Raw genomic sequence first — 20,797 nt, 5'->3', positions numbered from 1 at the left:
GCGTGCAAGCCACGGCTCGCAACTAGCGCGCCGCCAACAGGCGCGAGATTTCATCGGCGATCGACTGCGGAGCGCTCATGCCGTCCATGCGCCGCCAGTCGCCACTGCGCGCATCGCCGACCAGCACGAACGAGGTGTGATCCTCTCGATCAGCAGCGTAAGCACCGAGTGCCTTCAATACTGTGTCGATCTCGCTGCGGCCACCGGTGAGTTGGCTCCAGCCCGGTCCGGCACGGTGCTGCTGCGCCCAGGCCTGCAGGCGTTCCGGTGAGTCGTTCAAGGGATCGACGCTGATCGACAGCAGGCGCACCGGCCCGCCGATGGGTTCGCCGATCAGCTCCTGTACGCGTCGGAAATGGCTGCCAAGCAGCGGGCAGACGAACTTGCAGCGGGTGAAGATGAACTGCACGGCGACGATCCGATCCGCAATCAACTCGGGGTAGTAGCGCAGGCTGCGGCCCGAGGCATCGACCAGCTCGACATCGGGGAAATCCAGCTGCAGGGCGGGCGGCGGAGCTTCGGTCGCGCCTTCTTCGGCGCGCAGAGGCGGCGCAGACAGGCTGACCAGCAGCAGGGCGAGCAACAGAGAAGGGCGGTACTTCATGGACTCTCCGGAGCGGGCGGTCTGGCGGACGCGATGGATGCTGCTGCAGTGGATGTTCGAGCGGAGCGCGGCGAGCGGTGCGCTGCGCGCTCCGCGGCTGGCGATCCCCCCTCGATGCGTACGGGAAAGCACTGGACGATCCGCGGCGCATTGACGAACAGCACCAGTTCGTACTCACCGGCGGCCGGGGGCTTCGCCACGGTTTCGTAGCGGCCCGCGGCTTCCCGCTCGCGCAGGCTGCGATCGATCGCCAGCACCGCGCGCGCGGAGCGGTCGCTGGTGCCGAACTGGCCCATGGGTGCGGCCAGCCCCTCCTTGTAGAAGTACACCGCGCGATCGCCCGGATTGGCGATCAGCATGGCTCCGCCGCTCGGCACCGCCGCAAGGCCGGCCGCCGCCACGCTGCGGAAGCCGTCGACAAATCCGCGATCGCCACCGACGGTGTCGAAGGTCGGGATCGGCTGCCCGGCCTGACCGATCGCGGCCAGCGGCACCATCAGCAGCTGGCTGCGATCGCGCAGCCGCAGATAGGCCAGCTCATCGGAGAACGCGATCTGGTCGGGCTGGCCGTCCAGACGCGCGCTTTGCACGATCTGATCCTGCGCGCTGTCGAGGATCGACAGCCGCTGCTGCTGCGGATGCACGATCAGGCCGTAACGGCCTTCGCCCGCAAAGCGGATCAAGCCAGGACCCGGCAGGCTGGGCACGCGCATCACCGGATGCGGGGGGCGCGCGCTGATGGACACCAGCATCCCGTCGCCCACACCGCTGCCTGCCGCCAGGGTCAGATAGAAACGCTGGGCCAGCGCTGAAAACGCCGCCGACAGCGGAGGAGTATCGAGTTCGATCCGACGCTGCAGGCGACGGCTCAAGCCATCGATCAACACCAGCATGCGCGACTCGCGATGGCCCACGACCAGGCGTCGTCCGTCGGTCGAACTCAACAGCTCGGTCGGCGGCCCGAGTTCGGCCGGATGGGTCTCGATCTGCGCGCGAACCTCCAACGTCGCCGCGTGGAGCGCGACCACGCCGCCATCCACGGCGACCCACAGATGCCGCTCATCGGCGTCCAGCAGCAAAGCGCCGGTACGTCGCTTGCCGAGCTCGACCGTTTCGAGCGACCAGTCCTGCAGGTCGAGGCGGGCCACCTGTGCGGCGCCAGGCAGACTCAGATAGACACGGCGCTGTTGCCGGTCCAGAACCCAGTCAAATGCGGGCGCCGGCAGATCGATATGGGCCAGCTCACGCGCGCCGCCGAATCCGAAGTTCGGCTCGACCGCGCTCAAGGAGGCGTCCTCGTTGAGCACCAATACTTCATAGCCGTTGAGGTCGAGTTCTGGCCGGGCAAACAGGCTGCCACCGAGCAGGCTGCGCGCCTTGTGCCGGCATATCGAATGCTCCGAACCCGCCGCATCACGCTCAGCCGATGCTTCCGACGGGTCGCGACTGACCAGCCACGCCGCCGGTCGCAGCCCACTCAAGCCAGTGCCGGCAGTGGCATCGCGCAGCTCAAGTGCGACCTGCAGGGTCGCTTCAGCAGTCTGCGCGGTGTGCAGTTCGATCCGCACGCCCTGCTGCTCGGCCTGTTGGACCTGGTCCAAGGCCCGAGCCGCCGGCCCGAGCGCGATCAGGCCAGCGAAGGCGATGCATGCAAACACAGCCCTGCCCGGTCTGATCACGGCGCTCCCGGAACGGTTGCAGCCTTCGCCTGCACCTTGAGAACGCCAAGCCGGGTCGGTACAGATGGCCCCTTCGGCCAGTAGTAGTAGCCGTACTGGCCCGGCAGGGCCGCTTCGCCGCCGGCGCTGGGCAACAGCAAGGTGTAGCTTTCCAGCGGCGTCACCTGCTGGGTGCCCATCCATTGGCTCAGCGGATTGCGGGCAATCACGCGCGAGCCGAGCAGGTAGGGTTCCTCCGGCCAACCGTGGCCCTCGATGGCGATCAGGTTGGTGCTATCGCTCATCGTGCCCGGCGAGCCTGCACCGGGATTGAGCACGCGCAGCCGGACCTCGCTGCCCGCCGCCACCTGGGTTTCAGCGGCGGTGTGGGCGCCGCTGACCACGACTTCGGTGAACATCGGCTGCCCGCTCGGATCGCGGATCACCGCGCTCAGCGCATGTGCGTCTTCGGCATGCCAGGTCGCGCCCATCGGCTCGACGATCAGCGCACCGTACAGCCCATACGACGACTGCAGCAGCGGATCGGCCGGCAGCAGGTTGACGCCACCGAACTCGACCGGCACCAGTGACCGCTGACCGTCAGAGCGAAGCCGGATCTCACCGGCAAACCACAGCACGCTGCGGCTCTCGCCGGGCGGCACCGTCTGGCCGGCCTCAGAACTGTTGAAGCCGACATTCAGCCCGGCGGCCGAGGCGCTGTCGTAGGACAGCAGCATCGGGTTCAGGCCGACATTGGCCGAAGCGGCGTACGGCTGGATCGTTGCCGACGAAGCATTGCCGGCAGCATTGCCGGTGAACTGGGTGCCCAACTTGGCCACCGCCGCCGGGTCCAGCCGGTTGTGCAGGGTGATGCGGATCCAGTCACCGGCGACAGCCCGCAGGATCAGCGGCGTCTGCGGCTGGCCGGCGATCTGGTAGTGCAAGGACTTGCCGTCTGCCGCCAGCACCGCTTCGATCTCGAATTCGCGTACCTGAGTGCCGGCGGGCGGCTGGTAGAAGTCCGGCATCGGGCGCTGCCCCGGCGGATTGCTCTTCAGCGCAACCAGATCGGCCACCGGCTGCTGGTAGCTGCGCAACAGGCCCCAGCTGCCCTTGGCCTGCCCCTGGGTGGCCGCACTGCCGGCGTAAAGCTGGTCGACGAAACGCGGATTGCCCGGTGAGGCACCCGCAGGTGGCAGGGTGAAGATCATCTCGAAGTGCTCGGAGATGCCCATGCCCTGGACTTCGCGGAAGCCGGAATTCTCATAGCTGGGCTCGGCCCACCAGCGCGCGCCCTGCACCCGGAACGAGTGCAGTGAATCGACCGCGCCGACCACCGTGCGTACTTCCACCCGGTCGCCGGCATAGGCACGCAGCAGGGGCGTGTAGGGATCGGTCGGCTGTACGCCGTCCGGCCCTTCCGGCAGCAGCGGCTGCGAGGGATAGCGGAAGCCGCTATCGCCGCCATCGATCGGGCTGCCGGGCTGGGGCTGAGTGTTCAGACGCGGAGCAAGACGCTCGATCGAGGCATAGGCGAAGGCCGTGTCGGTGGCACGCTGCGCATCGCTGGTGCTTGCGCTGCCCGCAGCGGAAGGGCCCTGGATACGCGCATCCAGCGGCTCGTTGCGGTAGTTGGTGGTCCACAGGCCGATATCGCCCCCGCCGCCCGGGTCGGCAATGATGGTCGGGTACGGCGCCACGCCGTTCGCCGGCGAAGGCGCCGTGGGCGGCCAGATCGCCTGCGCGGGCGCCGACCAGCCCAGTGGCAAGGTCGCGTTGTGCACGGCCAGCTGCGAACCGTCGAGACTCAGCTGGAACTGATCCACCGCGTTCGGCTGCACCACCCAGGACTCGCCCGGCGTGGTGACCGTCACCTGTGTCCCGGGCGGCAAAACCGCGCCCTGTGCGGTGAACACCTCGGACAGCCCCGCAGGCATCACGCCGCGATCAAGCTGCGCTGGGAAGTCCGCGCTGGCGGTCGTGAACCAGGCGCCGGCCGGTCGCCCCGGTTCGCTGGGGCTGTCCGGCGTATAGGCCAACTGCATGTCGGCCACGGCGAGCGCGAATTCGCGGTAGCTCTGCAGGCTGTCATGGGTTTCGATCACCGCCTGCCAGCTGGTCGGCCCGCCGTCCTCGCGCTTGGCGCAGACGCCATCGGGGTCCGGCATCGGGCAGCCGGTGACCGCGTTCTTCCAGGTCGAGCCCTGCGGCTCCACCAGCATCGCGCCGTACAGGCCGACCTGCTGATGGGTCGAGGGGCCGAAGTGATCGTGGGTGAACACGGTGCGCAGGGTGCGGTCCTCGCCCTGCAGATTCAGCAGTTCGTCGGTCGCGTAACGTTGCACCGTGGTTTGCGCGCCGTTCCAGTCCTGTCCGGCGGGCGGGTCGCCCAGCACCGTGCCATAGGATTCCTGGTAGGGCGTCACCTCCAGCTGCGTCCTCTGCTGGCCCTTTCCCTGCACGCGGGGGTCGAAGTGATAGAGGCCACCGGCGGCGTTGATGGTGTCGATGCGCTCGCGCACCTCGTCGGGGCTGAAGGTGCCGTCCTCGTAGTTGAAACCGTTGCCGGCGCCATCCGAGGAAGTGACGTCGAACTTCACCAGATGGATGTGCTGGCCGAGGATGTCGGTCGGCGTGCGCACCTGGAAGTCATCCAGCTCGTAATACTTCGGAACGAGATTGGTGTGCCAGAACTCCACCGTCTCGCCGGTGTTGGCGCGGAAGAAGAACGGCTCAGGCGGCCGGCTGCCGTCCACGGTGGGTTTGACGTCTTCCAGCAGGGTGATGAAGCGCTGCTGCGGGTAGTGCCAGCCCTGCTTGTTGAACACCACATCGCGCTGCACCACCGCCGCCTTGTAGCGGCGCACCTCGAAGGTCGAGTTGCCGTCGTCGTCGACATCCGGCGCCGCATACGGCGCGCCGGGCACCGGCGGCAGGCCGTTCAAGGTGAAGTTGCCCGGCATGCCGTCGGGCAGATGGGTGGCGTGGGTGCGGGTCGCATGCGCGGCCATCGCCGCGCGTTCAACTGGCGTGCCCTGCTCCGGCAGCTCCATCGCCAGCAGCTTGCCGGCCACCAGCTTGCCGGCGTCGTCGTACAGGGCGATGTCCTTGCTGAAATCCCAGCGCGAGTGGTACTCGCGAGCGGTCTCGCCGCCGAGCACCAGATGACGCGGCAGCCCGCCATCGAGGTAGACGCGATCACCGGGCTTGCGGAACGGCGGCGCCGCGGCCTCGGCATACAGCAGGGGCTCGCCCTCGGCGGTCTCGCGCCAGGCGAAATCCATCGGCGGATGCGGCGCGCGATGGCCGGCCACGCCCGGCACGAAGAACGGGAAACCGGGGTTGATGTATTCCGGCTCGCCACGAGCATCGACTCGGCTGGGCAGCACTTCAATGCGACGGCCGTTGTCGACCAGGCGCACCGGCGCCGGCATCGGCGCCATGCCCAGGGTGGGCATCGGTACCAGTGCGGGGATCGGCGTGCCAGCCACGATCTCGCCGTCGGGCAAGGCGCGGGCGCCGGGCACCGGACGGCCTTCGGCATCAAGCTCGGTGCCTTCTTCGAACACATCGTGCACGCGCCACAGTCCCCACATGCCCTGCGCGAAATGCGGGTAGATGTGACAGTGGAAGATCGAGTCGCCGACCGTCAGGTTGCGGTTTCCGCTGCCGTTGTAGGTCATCTCCAGGGTGTAGGTGGAGCCCGGGTTGATCATCTGGCTGTCCAGATAATGGCTATCGGCGCTGTCCGGCGAATGCAGCCACTGGTGCGCATGCTGGTGATGCACATGCGGCGCCACCGAGCCTGCGTTCAACACGCGCATCTTGACCCGGTCGCGCATGTAGCTGTGGTAGACGTTGGACGGATCATCCGGGTAGTAGGCGCGGGTGGCGCGACGCCCCTGCGGATCGTTGGCCGGCACGTCGACCAGCACCGCCGGATCACCGATCGCCCATGAGCTCAGGAAGAATTCCTCGAACAACAGGTCGACGCCATCGCCATTGATCCCCATCGGACCGCGGCCGGTGCGGTTGGCATAGATCGCCGACCCGATGCCGGTGATGCCGTAGTTCAGCCCGAAGGCATCGGCACCGGCGGCCAGCGTGTTGACCAGCGGGCCCGTGTTGAAGGCCTCGAAGGCCTGGGCCGTATTGGGCGAGATGTGATACGCAACGGTGAACTCGCGGTACGGATGGCGCCGGTTCGGCGTCGCCGGATTCAAGCGGAAGCTCGGGCTGTTCAAGTAGTACGGAAAGCTGCCGGTGCCCGGGCCGGTGATCATCGCGGTCAGATCGCTGTGCGCGATCTCATAGCTACCGTCGACGCGCGAGCGCGCCAGCATGTTGAGGATCGGCGATCCCCGCCGCGGATGGCCCTGTGGATACACCGCCTGATAGTCGACCACCGGCTGCCGGGTCTGCGTGCGCAGCAGGCCATCGCTGCCGATACGCACCACCACAGTCTTCTCGGTGCTCTGCGCCGGCTGCAGGGGATACATCAGCTCCCAGCCGGTCTCGACACCGGGCTCAGGGCAGTACCAGCGATTGCCCTCGCGCAGCGACTGTCGGCGCAGCTGCATGCCCGCCGGCAGGCCGGTGGCCTCGCTGCCGAGGTACTGCCGGCAGATGCCCTCACCGCGCGCGTCCCAATAGCGCCGCATGAAGCGCGTCGACACCTGATACGTGGCCAGCCTGAGGTCTTCGCGGGTGACCTGGCTGCGATACCACTCGGCCTCGCGCGGCTGCACATTGACTGCGCCGAACAGGTAGTAGTCGGCCTGGCTGGCGGGAATCGACTTGCCGTTCGGCGAGAACAGCATGAATACGCCTTCCTCGTTCGCCAGGAAGCGATACACGTGCTCAGCGCCCGGCGCGATGCGGGTGCCGTTGTCAGCGTCCAGCCAATCGAGGCCGAGAATCTGCACGCCGGCATCGCTGCCGCTCGGGCCCGGCGTGCCGGTCGGCAGCAGGTTGCGGAAGTGGATCTCAAGGATGTCGCCCAGGTTCGCCCGCAGCACCAGCGGCCGGGGGCGCTTGTAGCTGCGCACCTGCACGGCACCTGGCTGCAAGGCCGAGGCATCTGCCGGGCCCTGCTGCGCGGACGCATCCGCCTTGCTGCTGATGGGCTCGACGTCGCGCGCCAGCGCGTAGATCTGCGCGCCCTCCATCTGCGCACCCAGTCGATTGTTCGGCACCGTGACTTGCAGCGCGACCAGATCGACGCGGATGACCCGATCGCCCACTCCACGCGCGGTCTGCGCGCCGAGGACTTCAAGCTGCGCCGCGAACAGTGCCGGCGCGACGGCCAGCAGCATCGTCGCGAGCAGCCCTGCTGCCGTAAGCCTGAATTTCGCTTGCTGAGTGTCCATACGATCCCCTCGTCGCATGATCGGCCCTGCCCACGGCCGGATAGAAAACCCTCTCGAACCTCGGCAGGTCGACCCGGCAGCATCCGCCCGCAGCGCCAGCGCGGACTGGGTTCTCCCGAGTTCTGCCACCGCCACAGCCCCCGCTGTGGTTCGGCCGAGTATCCGCCAAGCCCTCAGACGCGGAACCTGTCAGATCTGACGGGCACACGAGCGCGGCGCCTCTGCTGCCGCGCTGGACAGCTGCGTCAACGTATTGTGATTCAGTCGACGAATTGCCTATCCTCGGTGCGCCTACCGCCACACAGGCGGGCGCGGCTTCCGGGGAGAGCCGCGCATGGACCGGGCGTTCGCGCTTCCCGTCCCACCACGCTACAAGCAGGAGATCCCATGAAGACTCGATTGCTCGCGCTGCTGCCCGCCGCGCTGATGCTGGCTGCCTGCACGGCAGAAACGCCGCCGCCGCCGGCAGCACCGGCACCCACGCCCGCGCCCGCACCACCCACGGCTCCGCCACCACCACCGGCCGGCATCGTCGCCAAAGACATCCCGCCCGGCTTCGGCTATCCCGGCGATCGCGCCGAGTTCCAGAGCTGGGCCGATGATTGGCAGATCGGAAACATCCAGACCGCAGCGTGGAATCTGTGGGCCGGCATGACCAGCGACTCCGGTCAGCAGTGGAACGGCAGCTCGCTGCCGATCTGGGAAACCTGGTGCGGCGATGCTGAAGTGTTCTCCTCCACGGGCTGCGGCAGCCTCGCCCGGCCGCCGCGTGGCTTCGAGCTGGCCAGCCAGATTGGCCATGCGGCACTGAAGGCAGGCGCACCCGTGCCCAGCGACGGGCAGGTGGTGGCCTTCAACAAGTTCAACCCGGCGATGGCGTCATACCTGGCGACCGCTCAGGCGGGCCCGGGCGGCAGCTACCGATACACCTCGATGCAGGACCTGGCCAATCTCAATGCGGCCTGGCCAGCCGGCACTGCGGTCGGCGATCGCAAAGTGGTGGATGCACCCTACACACCGGACTCGAACGGCGTGCCGGGTTCGGCGGCGATGGAAACCAAGCCGGTGATCTTCGTGGTCAAGGCGCAGGGCCTGACGCCGATTCCGCTCTGGATGGGCCCCGACTTCTCGACCACGCCCGCCAACGCGGTGCCCGATTCGTGGTTCAACTGCGTACTGGTCGATCCGGCCAACACCGCTGGGCCCGACACAGTGCCAGTGGCCGCGACGCCCGAGCAGATCGCGCAGATCGTCCCCGGCTCGACCATGGCCTGCAAAACGTATCTGTACGCACCGCTGTCGACCATCTACAGCTTCGAGATGGACGCCGCCGAAGCCGCGGACTGGAACACGCTGGTTGGCAGCTCCGGCGATGGCGGCCAGAAGTTGCGGGCGGCCGCCGGCGACTACGGCGTGCTGGTCGGCATGCACGTCAACAGCAAGACGATCGTCAACTGGACCTGGGAAACCTTCTGGTGGCAGCCCGGTGAGGACACCCCCAACAACTTCCCCGGCAGCAAGCAGGGCATGACCGCCAATGTGCAGGGTCCGTGGCGCAACTACGCCATGTGCACGGCCTGGAACCAGACCCAAGGCAATGCGTCCTCCGACATGGTGGTCTGCTTCAATCCCTTCCTGGAGACCTCCAGCGGCATCCCGGCCGGGCAGTCGAGCAACTGCGTGAGCTGCCACGGCACCGCCACGGTCGGTTCGCCGATCGCGGGCAGCCCGCCCGCACTGCCGACCATGAACTATCCGGCCACCTACACCGCACCGATCGACTTCAACTCGAACGCGTGCACGGAGTCGACACCGCCCGGCAGCCAGACCTGCTTCGCTGACTTCACCAAGACCGATTTCTCCTGGGCGATTCCGCAGAATGCGGTCGCGCCGCCCGCCGCCACACCGAGCAACTGACCCACCTGCTTATCCGCGACCGCCGGCCAAGAAAGGCCGGCGGCACGCGTCAACGGCTCTCAAAACTCACCAAGCGTTGCCACGCCCCGCACGCTCGCGGCAGCGCTGCTGACGATTCCCGATTCCCGATTCCCAGCTCAAAGCGGCAGCTCGATCCGCGCTCGACAGCCCCGTACATCTTCGCGATTGCTCAGGCTCAGCCGACCGCCATGGCCTTCGATGATCTGCCGCGCCAGCACCAGGCCGATGCCCGAGCCGCCGGGCTTGGTCGTGAAGAAGGGAACGAACAGGTTGTCGCTGCCCGACAGCCCAAGGCCGTCGTCGAGCACATCGATCTGCAGCCAGTCGCCCGTTTGGGACGCCTGCAGCTGCACCCCGCCGCGCTCGACCAGGGCGGCATCGGCGGCATTCTTGATCAGGTTGATCAGCGCCTGTTCCAGCTGATCGGGGTCGACCGCCAACTGCAAGTCCGGCACCTCGCCGACCTGCACGGCCAGCCGCTGCTCCAGCGCTGCGGCCTGGCGCATCAAGGGCGCCAGCGCCACGCTGCGGCGCCGCGGAGGCGGCAGCCGCGCCAGCGAGGCGTAGCCGATCATGAAACGGTTCAACGCCTCGGCGCGGTCACCGATCACCCGTAGCCCGGCGTGCACGTCCTCGCGCCAATCCTCGGGCAGCGGCTCGCGGCCAATCACGCTGGCCAAGGTGCCGGACATCGATTTGATTGGCGCCAACGAATTGTTCAGCTCATGCCCCAATACGCGGATCAGGCGCTGCCAGGCCTGCCGCTCCTCCTCGCGCAGGGCGCGCGATAGATCGGTGATCACCAGCAGATCCTGCGGGCGCCCGCCGGAGCGAAAGCGGAACCGACGCACGTCGAAGCTGCCGGACACCGCGGCGAAGCCACGCTTGAGCAGGGCCGCACCCTGCACCTGCAGGCAGTCGTCCAGCCCGAGTTCCTGTGCGCTGCGGCCGCGTGCCGTGCTCGCATTCAGCTGCAGCAGGCGCAGGCCGGCCTGGTTGACCAGTTGCAGGCGCGCATCGGCGTCGAAGCTGAACAGGGCGATGTCGATCGCCTCGATGACCTTGCCCAGCAGGGCACTGGATTCCTCCACCCGCAGGCGCTGATCGCGCAGGGTCGCCGACAGCGCGTTGACCTCCCAGATCACATCGCCGATCGCATCCCCGCGCTGCGCACGCGAGCCACGCAGGCTGAAGTCCCCCTCACGCAAGGCCTCCAGCAGGTTGGACAGGGTGTACAGCGGATAGATCACGCGTCGGCGCAGGCGCAAGGCCAGCAACAGGCTGGCGATCAAGGCCACGCTGACCAGCCCGCCGACCAGCCGCTCGGCCAACTCGGGCCACAGCAGCACGGCCGACAGCACGCTGAGCAGGGGCAGCAGCACCAGGCCGATGTCGAGCAACAGGCGCCGCTCGAAGTTCAGCTTCAGCACGATTTCGCCAGCGCGCGCGCGGCCAGCGTGAGTCCGGAGCGCTTGCGGAGAAACGCCGCGACCGCGGTGACCTGAGGCGGCAGCGTGCCAACAACCACCGCGCTCATTCCTCGACCGCCAGCCCGTACTTCTCCAGTCGCCGGTACAGCGCGCCGCGGCTCAAGCCGAGCAGTTCGGCGGCGCGCTGGATATTGCCGCGGCACTGGTCCAAGGCGTTGCGGATCATTGCTTGCTCGGCCTGCTCCAAGGTCATGCTGCCCGGCGCCGGCAGCCCGCTGGCGGCGGCGACGACAGGCTCGGCTTCGACACCGAGATCGAGCTGCTCCAGCAGATCGCCGCGCGCCATCAGCACCGCGCGCTCGACCACGTGCGCAAGCTCGCGCACATTGCCGGGCCAGTGATGCTGCTCCAGAGCACGCAGGGCCGAGGGCGCGAAACGCAGGCCCGTGCGCTGGTAGCGGGCGCCGGCGCGGGCGAGGAAGTCGCGCGCCATCGGGGCGATGTCCTCGCGCCGCTCGCGCAGCGGAGGCAGCCGCAGCTCGACCGTGTTCAGGCGATACAACAGGTCCTTGCGAAAACGCCCTGCCGCCACCTCGGCCGGCAGGTCGGCATTGGTGGCCGAGACCAGGCGCACATCCACCTTGAGCGTGCGCGAGGAGCCAACGCGCTCCAGCTCGCCGTCCTCCAGCACGCGCAGCAGCTTGGGCTGCTGGCTGGGCGGGATGTTGGCGATCTCGTCCAGAAACAGGGTCCCACCGTCGGCGAGTTCGAAGCGGCCGATGCGATCGACCTTGGCATCGGTGAACGCACCGCGCACGTGGCCGAACATTTCCGACTCGAACACGGTCTCGGCGATGCCGCCCATATTGACCTTGACCAGACTCTGCGCGGCGCGACGTGAGCGCCGGTGCAGTTCGCGCGCAAGCAGGCCCTTGCCGGTGCCGTTCTCGCCGAGGATCAGCACGTTGGCATCCGACGGCGCGACGCGGCCGAGCAGGTCCAGCACCGGCCGCATCGACGCGGCCTCGGCGACAAAAGGCTCGACCCCTTCGCCTTCGCGCAGCAGCCGGTTCTCGCTCTCCAGCCGGCGTGCGCGGCGCTGGCTATGGGCCAGCGCGATCTGGCTGCCCAGCACACTCAGCAGACGGCGGTTGTCCCAGGGTTTCTCGATGAAGTCGGCAGCGCCGTCGCGCATCGCCCGGACCGCCAGATCGATATTGCCCCAAGCGGTCATCACCACCACGGGCAGCTCCGGCGAGGCCCGCTTCAACTCGGCCAGCAGGGCCAGGCCCTCTTCGCCCGAGGTGGTGTCGCGGGTGTAGTTGAGGTCGATCAGGGCCGCGTCGAAACTCTCGCGCCGCGCGCGGTCGAGCGCTTCCGCCGGGCCTTCGACCGTCACGCAGGCGTGGCCTTCGGATTTCAGCAGCAGGCGCAATGCGCTGAGCACATCGGCCTGGTCATCGGCAATCAGGATTCGGGCGGGGGCGGTCGACATGGGCGCTACTGTACCGGCAGCGGCTGCTTCAGCCAGCCGTCGAACAGCTCGACCTGGCGGCTGCCGCGGGCGGCGTAGTCCGGGTTATGGGTGACCTGCACGATCGTGGTGCCTTCGCGATTCAACTCGCACAGCAGATCCATGACTACTTCGCCCTGGCTGGAATGCAGGGCGCCGGTCGGCTCGTCGCACAGCAGCAGGCGCGGCCGCGTTATCAGCGCGCGCGCCACCGCCACCATCTGCTGCTGCCCGCCCGACAGCTGACGCGGGTACAGATCCTTCTTGGCGACGATGCCGAAGCGGTCCAGCAACTCGGCTACCCGCGCCTGCCGCTCGGGCCCGCGCACATTGCGATACGACAGCGGCAGATCGAGATTTTCGGCCACGGTGAGATCGTCCAGCAGGTGGTAGTGCTGGAACACGAAGCCGATATGTCGGCGCGCGAAATCCTTGCGCGCGCGCTCCTTCAGCATCGACAGGTCGACGCCATCGAAGCGGTAGCTGCCGCTCCAGTCGGCATCCAGCAGGCCCAGCACCGACAGCAGGCTGGTCTTGCCCGAGCCCGACGGGCCCATGATCGAAAGGAAATCACCCTCGGCGATGTTCAGGCTGACCTTGCGCAGCACGTAGTGGCGAGCCGCCGCCAGCGGAAAGGATTTCTCGATGTGTTCTAGCTCGATCACGGCAATCACTCACTCTTCAGGTCACGGTTAGGATCGAGTATCCGGGCGCGGCGCAGTCGCGGACGCCAGGTGACGTCCGTACCAGAGCTGTGGCACGGTCGAACCCTTGGATCGGCTATTGATCATTGCGCAGCGCCTGCAGCGGCGCCGTCCGCGCGGCGCGCAGCGCAGGCACCGCAGCGGCCAGCAGCGCCGCCAGCACCATCGCCGCGATGCCGCCGATCAGCACCTGCGGCGCGACCTCGCCTTCAATTCCCAGCGCGCGCAGGTCGGCCAGTTTGAGCAGGGCGAACACCAGGGCGCCACCGACGGCGACGCCGACCACGCTGCCGATCGCGCTTTCGCGCAATGCGCTGGCCGCGAGTTGGCCAGGGCGTGCTCCCACTGCCAGCCGCAGACCGAACTCGGCCACTCGCCGCCGCTGCTGCAGGGAGGCGACGGCGTACACGCCGAGCACCGCCAACACCAGGGCCACTGCCGCAAAGGCGCCGACTGTCAGCGCAAAGAAGCGCGCAGGCTTGAGCTCGTCGGCGATCGCCGCATCCAGCACGAACTGTCGGGTCACCGGCTGACGCGGATCCAGCGCATGCAGCTGTGCCTGCATCTGCGCGCCCAGTTCCGGCAGCGCGCTGCGGCTGCGGGCGAGGAAGGTCATGCCCACCCTCGGCGACTGCGCGAACGGCACCAGCACTTCCGGCGCCGGCGGCAGGCGCAGGCCATCGTTGCGGATGTCGGCGATCACCCCGACCACCTCGTGCACGATCGGGCTGTCGCCCTGGATCGGCAGGCTGAGCTGGCGCCCGATCGGATCGGCGTCGCCGAACAGTCGCCGCGCCGCCGACTGGCTGAGCAGGGCCACCGGCTGGGTGCGGTGGCGATCGCCCGCATTAAAGTCGCGCCCGCCCAGCAGCGGAATGTCGAGCAGGGCGCGATAGCCCGGCGACACCCGCCGCAGCCCGGCCTGCAGCGGATTGGGTGCGGTCGCGCCGGTCAGACGGATGTCCACGCTGGCGCTGCCAATGCTCGACAGCGGTGCCGCGCTGGTCAGCGCTACCTGGTCGACACCGGGTATCGCAGCGAGCGACTCCATCAGGCGTTCGGTGAACGGCACGAAGGCTTCGTTGCCGGTGCGGAAGAACTGCATCGCATGCACGTTCGCGCTGGCGTAGCCGGGCTCGACCTGATTCAACCGCCACAGGCCACCGACCAGATTGAACGCTGCCACCAGGCTCACCGTCGACAGGGCCAGCGCCAGCGCGGGCAGCCAACGACGGCGTCCGCCCGCGCCGAGCATGCCGCGGCCACCGGCGCGGATCGCGTCGGCGCTGCCGGCGCCAGGCTTCAGCGATCCAACCAGGGCGGCAAGCACCGGCACCGCCAGACCAAGCAGCACGGCAAAGCCGAGCGAGGCGCCGTCGAGCTGAATGCCATCGACCCGGGCCAGGCTGTCGCGCGCCAGCTCGCGCAGCAGCTCGACCGCCGCCCACGCAATCGCGCTGCCGGCCAGCACGGCCAGTGCGGATACCGCGGCCAGCTCGATCAACAGCTCGCGCCGCAGCCGCGCGGGGCTTGCGCCGAGCGCCTGCATCACCGCCAGTTCGCGGCGCCGCGCGAGCTGACGCGCGTCCAGCATCAGGGCGAGATTGGCCGCCGCGATCAGCAGCACCAGCAGGGCGAGCAGAAACGCGCCCCACAGTGCACTGCGCGTGTCGCCGACCAGCACATCGAGCAGGGTCAGTGCCTGCGCACTCCAGCCGGCCTCGGCGGCAGTCTGCTGCTCGGCCAAGGCGCGGAAGCGAGCGTCGAGTGCCGCATTGGCCTGGGCAATCGATGTGCCCGGCTGCAGCCGGCCGATCAGCGGCAGGCCACGCATCGAGCGCTGCAGCGCATCGGTGGGCAGCATCCGCGCCGGCAGCGGCCGCCACAGTTCTGTTTCACCGGAGAACACTTCAATCTCCGGCGGCAGCACGCCGATCACTTCCACCGGCGCTTCGTCGATCAGCTCCAGGCGCTGGCCGATCACCGCGGCCGAGCCGCCAAACTGGCGCTGCCATTCGCCAAAGGACAGCAGCGCGTAGGGGCGGTCCTGATGGATGTCTTCATCGCTGAGCAGACGGCCAATCACCGGCTCGACGCCGAGCGCGGCGAAGTAGCCGGGGCCAACCATGTGCGCGGTGACATCGCGAGCGCGCTCGCCATCGAACACGCCGACGCTGTACCACCAGTAGTAGGCCAGAGCGGCGAAGCCCGGCGTGGCGGCCGCCAGCGACTCGGCCTCGTGGGTGGTGAACTGCGCCTGCTCGATGCCCTGCGACAGGTTCTGCGCCTGCAGCACCACCACCGCATGGCTGTCGCGCAGTGGCAGGCTGTTCAGCAGCACGCCATTCAGCGCGCTGTACATGGCCACACTGAGGCCGATCCCCAGCGCGAGCATGCCGATCGCCGACAGGCTGAACCCCGGCGCGCGCAGCAAGCGGCGCAGCCCGATGCGCAGCTCGGCCAAGCGCGCGCTGAGCATCGATTCCGACGAACTCATGGCGTGGTCCCCGCGCAGACCGCTGCCGGCGTCTGCGCCACAGCGACGAAGCCGCCCGGCGCATTCAGGCAAGGTCGCAGCGCGTAGCGGAAATCAGTGGCGATCAACATGTGGCGGGCCTCGAAACGAAATGGGGAGACGATCTGCAGCGGAGTGGCTCAATCTTCGCGCAGGGCGACCGTCGGCTCGATCCGCAGCGCGCGCAGCAAGGGCCCGGCGAAGGCCCCCAGCGCGGCCAGCAGCACCACCAGCAGTGCCACCAGAAAGACCGCCGGCTCGGCGCCGCGGGTCTGGAAATTCTCGCTGGCCAGCATGCCCGACCAGGGCAGGGCCAGCGCCATGCCCATGGCCAGACCGATGGCGAGCTGCAGGCCGACTCCGCCACCGACCAGACGCAGCACGCTGTGCGCATCGGCGCCGATCGCACGCCGGATGCCGATCTCGCGTGAGCGCGCCAGCACCGCCTGGGCGAGCACGCCGTACAGCCCCGTCGCGGCCAGCACCAGGCCCAGCAGGCCGATCGCGCTGAACATCTGGCTCAGGATCACCGGACCGATGCGGCCCATCTCGATCGCGCGCTGCTGGGTGCGCAGCCAGTACACCGGCAGATCGGCATCGAGCTGACGCACGCGCTCGGCCAGCAGCGGCGCGAACGCCAGCGCGTCGCCCTCGGTGCGGATCGCGACGGTGACGAACTCGCGCGGATGCTGGGCCAGCGGCGCCAGCAGGGTCGGCTGCATCGGGTCGTCGGCATCGACGAGATGCAGGCTCGCGACCACGCCGACCACGGTGTAGGCATCCGGTTCAGCGCGCTGCGGGTTTACCCACAGTGTCCGGCCCACGGCGTTGCCCTCGGGCCACAGGGTCTGCGCGAGTCGCGCATCCACCACCAGCACGCGCGCGCTGTCGGCGGTATCGCGGGCGTCGAACATCCGGCCTTCGAGCAGCTCAAGCCCGTAGACCTCGGCGAAGCCGGGATCGACGTGGGCCGCCAGCGCCTGCGGCCAGCCGCCGTTGGGCTCGGCCTGACCGGCGGCGCCGATGCTCTCGCTGGCACCGGCCATGGTGCCCGGCAGGGCCGAGGACAGCGAGGCCGCACGCACGCCGGGCTGGGCTTGCAGATCCTCGATCAGGGACTGGTAGAAGGCCTGCTTCGCGGGCGCTTCGGCGTAGCGCGCATCGCGCAGGCCGATGCGACCCGTCAGCACTTCGGTGGGCGGCGTGGAGGTGCCGAAATCGAAAGCGAAGACCCGCTCCAGCCCGCGCAGGAAGGTGCCGGCGCCGACCAGCAGCAGCACGGTCAGCGCGATCTCGGCCACCACCAGCGCACGCACCGCCCGCCCCGTGCCAGCATCGGCACCGCTGCGGCCACCCGCGCGCAGGCCCTGCTGCAGGTCGAGCTTGGAGGCCCGCAGCGCCGGCCACAGGCCCGAGGCCAACGCGGTCACCAGGGCCGCGAGCAGGGTGAACGCCAACATGCGCCCATCGATGCCAAAGTTGACGAAATAGGCCGGCGCGTCCTCGTTGGCGACGAACACGGCGAGCAGCCAGCGGCCCGCGGCATCGGCGATGACGAGGCCGATCGCGGTGGCTGCGAGCGCCAGCAGCAGGCTCTCGGCCAGCAGCTCGCGCAGCAGACGGCCGCGGCTGGCGCCCAGCGCGCCGCGCACCGCCAGTTCCTGCTGGCGCGCCAGGGCATGGCCCAGGCGCAGGTTGGCGGCATTCAGGCAGGCCAGCAGCAGCACCAGAGCGCCGGGCACGAAGATCAGGCCGATCAGGCCGCGGGTGTGTTCGTTGACGAAGCGCAGCACCAGCGGCTTCAGGCTCAAGGGCCGCTGGTCGCGCTGCGCCATCAGCGCAGGCCCCAGCCGCTCGACCACCGTTTCGAACTCGACGCGCGCCTGGCTGAGCGAAACGCCGTCGTCGAGCTTGGCGATCACCTGCACGCCGTAGGGGTCGTCGCTGCGCAGGCGGCGCGGCATCCACACCTCGGCGATGAACGGAAAACGGAAACCCTCCGGCAGCACGCCGACCACGGTGGCGGCCTCGCCGTCGAGCTTCAGCACGCGCCCGATCACCGCAGGATCGGCGCCGAAGTCCTCGCGCCAGACGCGCTCGCCGAGCAGCAGCACCGCCGGCGCGCCGATCTGATCGTCGGCCGCGATGAAGCCGCGGCCCAGGATCGGCTGCACCCCGATCAACTGCTGCGCGTCGACGCTGAGCATGGCGCCGTCGTAGCGCAGCGGCAGGCTGCTGCCGCCGCGGCTGATGTTGGCGGTGGCCTCTTCGTACACGCCCATGCGCGCGAAGCTGCGCAGCTCATCGCGCAGCAGCAGGTAGTCGTTGGCGTGGATGCCGCCGACGCCGCTGTCGCGGCGCTCGCCCATCGCCACCAAGCGGTCGGCTTCGGGAAAGGGCAGCGGCCGGATCAACAGGCCGTTGACCACCGCCAGCAGGAACAGAAAGGCGCCGAGCCCGAGGCCAAGTACGCCGACCACCAGCGCGCTGTGTGCGGGCCGGCGCAGCAGGCGGCGGGCGGCGCTGTTCAGTGCATCCATGCGCATGTGCGCAGTTCTCCGATGGGGGGATGGAGGTCGGTCGACCTCACGGGTAGCGCAGCGCAGGCATCGGCTCAGTCCTCGCGCAGGGCGACCGTCGGCTCGATGCCCAGCGCACGCCGCATCGGCACCCAGCAGGCGACCGCCGCGGCAAGCCCGAGTGCCAGCAGCGCCGGCAGCCAGACGCCAACGCTGAGCCCGCCACCGACCATGCCGATGGCGCCCAGCTGGGCATGCAGCAGACGCGCAAAAGGCAACCCGATCGCCAGGCCAATCGTCAGCCCCAGCAGCACCTGCAGCAGGGTCCGCTTCAGCACCGCGCCGAGCACGCTGCGCGGTGCCGCGCCCAACGCCCGACGAATGCCGATCTCACGCGTGCGCCGGCCGACATTGAGCGCCACCACGCCGTACAGGCCGGTTGCGGCCAGCAGCAGGGCGATCACGCCGTAGGCGCCGAACATGCGCGCCAGCACGCGCTGGCCGATGGTGGCCTCGCGCAACACGTTGCTGTAGTCGCGCATCCAGTACAGCGGGCTGTCGGGCTCCAGCTCGCGCGCGATCTCGCGCAGTCGATTGGCATAGGCCATCGGCTCGCCGCGGGTGCGCACCAGCAGGCTGAAGAAGCGCTGCGGCTCCTGTGCGAAAGGCACGAACATCGACGCCTCGCGCTGGTCGTCGATATCGTCGAGCTGGATCGGCCGGAGCACCCCAACGATGGTGACGGTGCGCGGCGATTCGCCCTGCGGGCTCAGGGTGAAGCGGCTGCCGACCGCACGCTCGCCGAGGCCGAACTGCTCGACAAAGGTTTCGTCGACCAGCATCACCGGATCGGACCCGGCAGTGTCGCCACTGGTGAACATCCGACCGGCGACCAGCTGCCCGCGCATGGCCTCGACGAAGCCGGCATCAACCGCGCTGTAGCCGGGGCTGGAGGTGCCGGACTCAGGAATCGGGGCGCCGAACGGCAGCACATCCTCATTGCCGCCCAACAGTCCAGGCAAGGAGCTGCTGACCGCCGCATCAACCACGGCCGGATCGGCGCGCAGTGTCGCCAGCAGATCGTCGGCGTAGCGGGCCAATTCCTCGGGACGGTCGAAGCGCTGCGGCACCAGCCCCACGCGCGCAGTCAAGACCTGCTCGGTGTCGAGCCCCAGATCGAAGCGCTCCAGCTGGCGCACTACCTGCACCAGCAGGGCGGTGGAGATCAGCAGGGCCAGCGAGAACGCCACCTGGCCGACCATCAGCCACTGGCTGACGCGGGCCATGTTGCCGCCGCCGTGATTGCCGCTGCGCAGGGCCAGGTCGCGGCGGGTGGCGGCATGCAGTGCCGGCAGCAGCGCGCTCACCGCAGCGGTCAGCGCGGCGACCGCGACCGCGATCCAGATCAGGTTGGCGTCGATGCCGAACTGCATCCACAGCGGCGGGCCCTCATCGGCGCTGTTGCGCATATCGGCGATCACCGCATCCACGCCGAGCTGGGCCAGCGGCAAGGCCAGCACAACGGCAAACAGACTGAGCAGGCCGGACTGCAGCAGGGTCGCCAGCAGCAGACGCAGACGACTGGCGCCGAGCGCGGTGCGCAGGGCCAGCTCGCGCTCGCGCGCCAGCTGTCGGCCCAGCAGCAGATTGGCCACATTGGCGCAGGCGATCAGCAGCACCAGCACCACGCTGATCGCCATCACGCCGAACAGGCTGATGGTGCCGCGGTCGACAAACCGGTACTTCAGCTGATCGAAGCCGATCGCCCGAGCGCGTGCGCGCGTCACCACCGGATCGCGCTCCAGCTCGCTGGCCATCCAGCTCTCCAGCACACCGCGCATCTGCGCCGGCGTCACCCCCGGTCGCGGCCGCAGCAGCACCTCGTAGTTGCTTTCCTCACCCACCAACGGCGCGGGCACCCACAGCTGCTCGCGCATCGGAAAGCTGAAGTTCGGCGGCATCACGCCGATCACGGTGGTCGGCAGCGAGTTGATCCGCAGCTGCTGGCCCAGCACGTCCGCCCGGCCGCCGAAACGTTCCCGCCAGACGGCATCCGACAACAGCACCACGCCGGCCGCGCCACGCTTGGCGTCGTCGGCCGAGAACCCGCGCCCGAGCTGGGGCGACACGCCCAGAATCGGCAGCACCTCGGGGCTCAGGCGGCCGCCGGCGTAGCGCTCGCTGTGGGTATCCGAGCTCAGGTTCAGGGTCAGGGTCAGGCTGTTGTACGCGCCGACATCGGCCAGATCCGCCAGACCTTCCTGCCAGGCGAGGATGTCGCGCGCGGTCGGCGCATCGAAGTGGTCGGTGTCGAGGTTCTCCTCGTTGTCGATCAGGCCGGCGCGATACAGCGAATCGCTCTCCGCAAACGGCAGCGGTTGCAGTACCAGGGTGTTCAGCATGCTGGCGACCGACAGTGCCGAGGCGAGGCCAGCGGTCAGCACCAGCACCACCAGCGCGCTGAACGCCGGCCGGGCCGCCAGGCTGCGCCAGGCGTAGCGCAGTTCAAACAACAGCAGCGAGGCTGCGTGGGTCGGACCGGTCATG

10 protein-coding genes are annotated in these 20,797 nt (G+C 68.9%); 1 reads left to right on the top strand and 9 read right to left on the bottom strand.

Features of this window, described 5'->3' with window-relative positions:
• Positions 1–22: 22 nt before the first annotated feature.
• The 3 genes from ACIQ7H_RS03835 to ACIQ7H_RS03825 form a co-directional block, all read right to left on the bottom strand.
• Positions 23–604, bottom strand: coding sequence for an SCO family protein (locus tag ACIQ7H_RS03835; protein WP_395788570.1), 582 nt, complete (start codon positions 602–604; stop codon positions 23–25).
• Positions 601–2,205 (bottom strand): YncE family protein, encoded by a 1,605-nt coding sequence (locus ACIQ7H_RS03830; RefSeq protein WP_395788568.1) that lies wholly within the window; start codon positions 2,203–2,205, stop codon positions 601–603. The genes ACIQ7H_RS03835 and ACIQ7H_RS03830 overlap by 4 nt, the downstream gene beginning before the upstream one ends.
• Before the next feature lie 74 nt (positions 2,206–2,279).
• The gene (locus ACIQ7H_RS03825) at positions 2,280–7,631 is read right to left on the bottom strand and encodes a hypothetical protein (protein WP_395788566.1); all 5,352 of its coding nucleotides are present in this window, start codon (positions 7,629–7,631) and stop codon (positions 2,280–2,282) included.
• Positions 7,632–8,018: 387 nt separating this feature from the next.
• Between ACIQ7H_RS03825 and ACIQ7H_RS03820 the strand changes: the two genes are divergently transcribed.
• On the top strand, positions 8,019–9,548 hold the full coding sequence (locus ACIQ7H_RS03820) for a hypothetical protein (RefSeq protein WP_395788564.1): 1,530 nt from the start codon (positions 8,019–8,021) through the stop codon (positions 9,546–9,548).
• A gap of 137 nt (positions 9,549–9,685) precedes the next feature.
• Here ACIQ7H_RS03820 and ACIQ7H_RS03815 read toward each other — a convergent pair whose 3' ends face one another.
• The 6 genes from ACIQ7H_RS03815 to ACIQ7H_RS03790 all read right to left on the bottom strand — a co-directional run bounded on the left by ACIQ7H_RS03815 (position 9,686) and on the right by ACIQ7H_RS03790 (position 20,796).
• Positions 9,686–10,999, bottom strand: coding sequence for a sensor histidine kinase (locus ACIQ7H_RS03815; protein WP_395788562.1), 1,314 nt, complete (start codon positions 10,997–10,999; stop codon positions 9,686–9,688).
• A 103-nt stretch (positions 11,000–11,102) separates the two neighbouring features.
• Positions 11,103–12,494 carry a sigma-54-dependent transcriptional regulator gene (locus ACIQ7H_RS03810; RefSeq protein WP_395788560.1) on the bottom strand — a complete coding sequence of 464 codons (1,392 nt, stop codon included), beginning with the start codon at positions 12,492–12,494 and terminating at the stop codon, positions 11,103–11,105.
• Between the two features lie 5 nt (positions 12,495–12,499).
• On the bottom strand, positions 12,500–13,177 hold the full coding sequence (locus tag ACIQ7H_RS03805) for an ABC transporter ATP-binding protein (RefSeq protein WP_395788558.1): 678 nt from the start codon (positions 13,175–13,177) through the stop codon (positions 12,500–12,502).
• Positions 13,178–13,292: 115 nt separating this feature from the next.
• Positions 13,293–15,713, bottom strand: coding sequence for an ABC transporter permease (locus ACIQ7H_RS03800; RefSeq protein WP_395788556.1), 2,421 nt, complete (start codon positions 15,711–15,713; stop codon positions 13,293–13,295).
• A gap of 158 nt (positions 15,714–15,871) precedes the next feature.
• Positions 15,872–18,277, bottom strand: coding sequence for an ADOP family duplicated permease (locus tag ACIQ7H_RS03795; RefSeq protein ID WP_395788554.1), 2,406 nt, complete (start codon positions 18,275–18,277; stop codon positions 15,872–15,874).
• 68 nt (positions 18,278–18,345) lie between these two features.
• The gene (locus ACIQ7H_RS03790) at positions 18,346–20,796 is read right to left on the bottom strand and encodes an ABC transporter permease (protein WP_395788552.1); all 2,451 of its coding nucleotides are present in this window, start codon (positions 20,794–20,796) and stop codon (positions 18,346–18,348) included.
• Position 20,797: the final 1 nt, after the last annotated feature.

Source organism: Aquimonas sp., assembly GCF_044377145.1.
Classification (GTDB): domain Bacteria; phylum Pseudomonadota; class Gammaproteobacteria; order Xanthomonadales; family Xanthomonadaceae; genus Aquimonas.
This window is presented reverse-complemented; position numbering and strand designations above follow the sequence as displayed.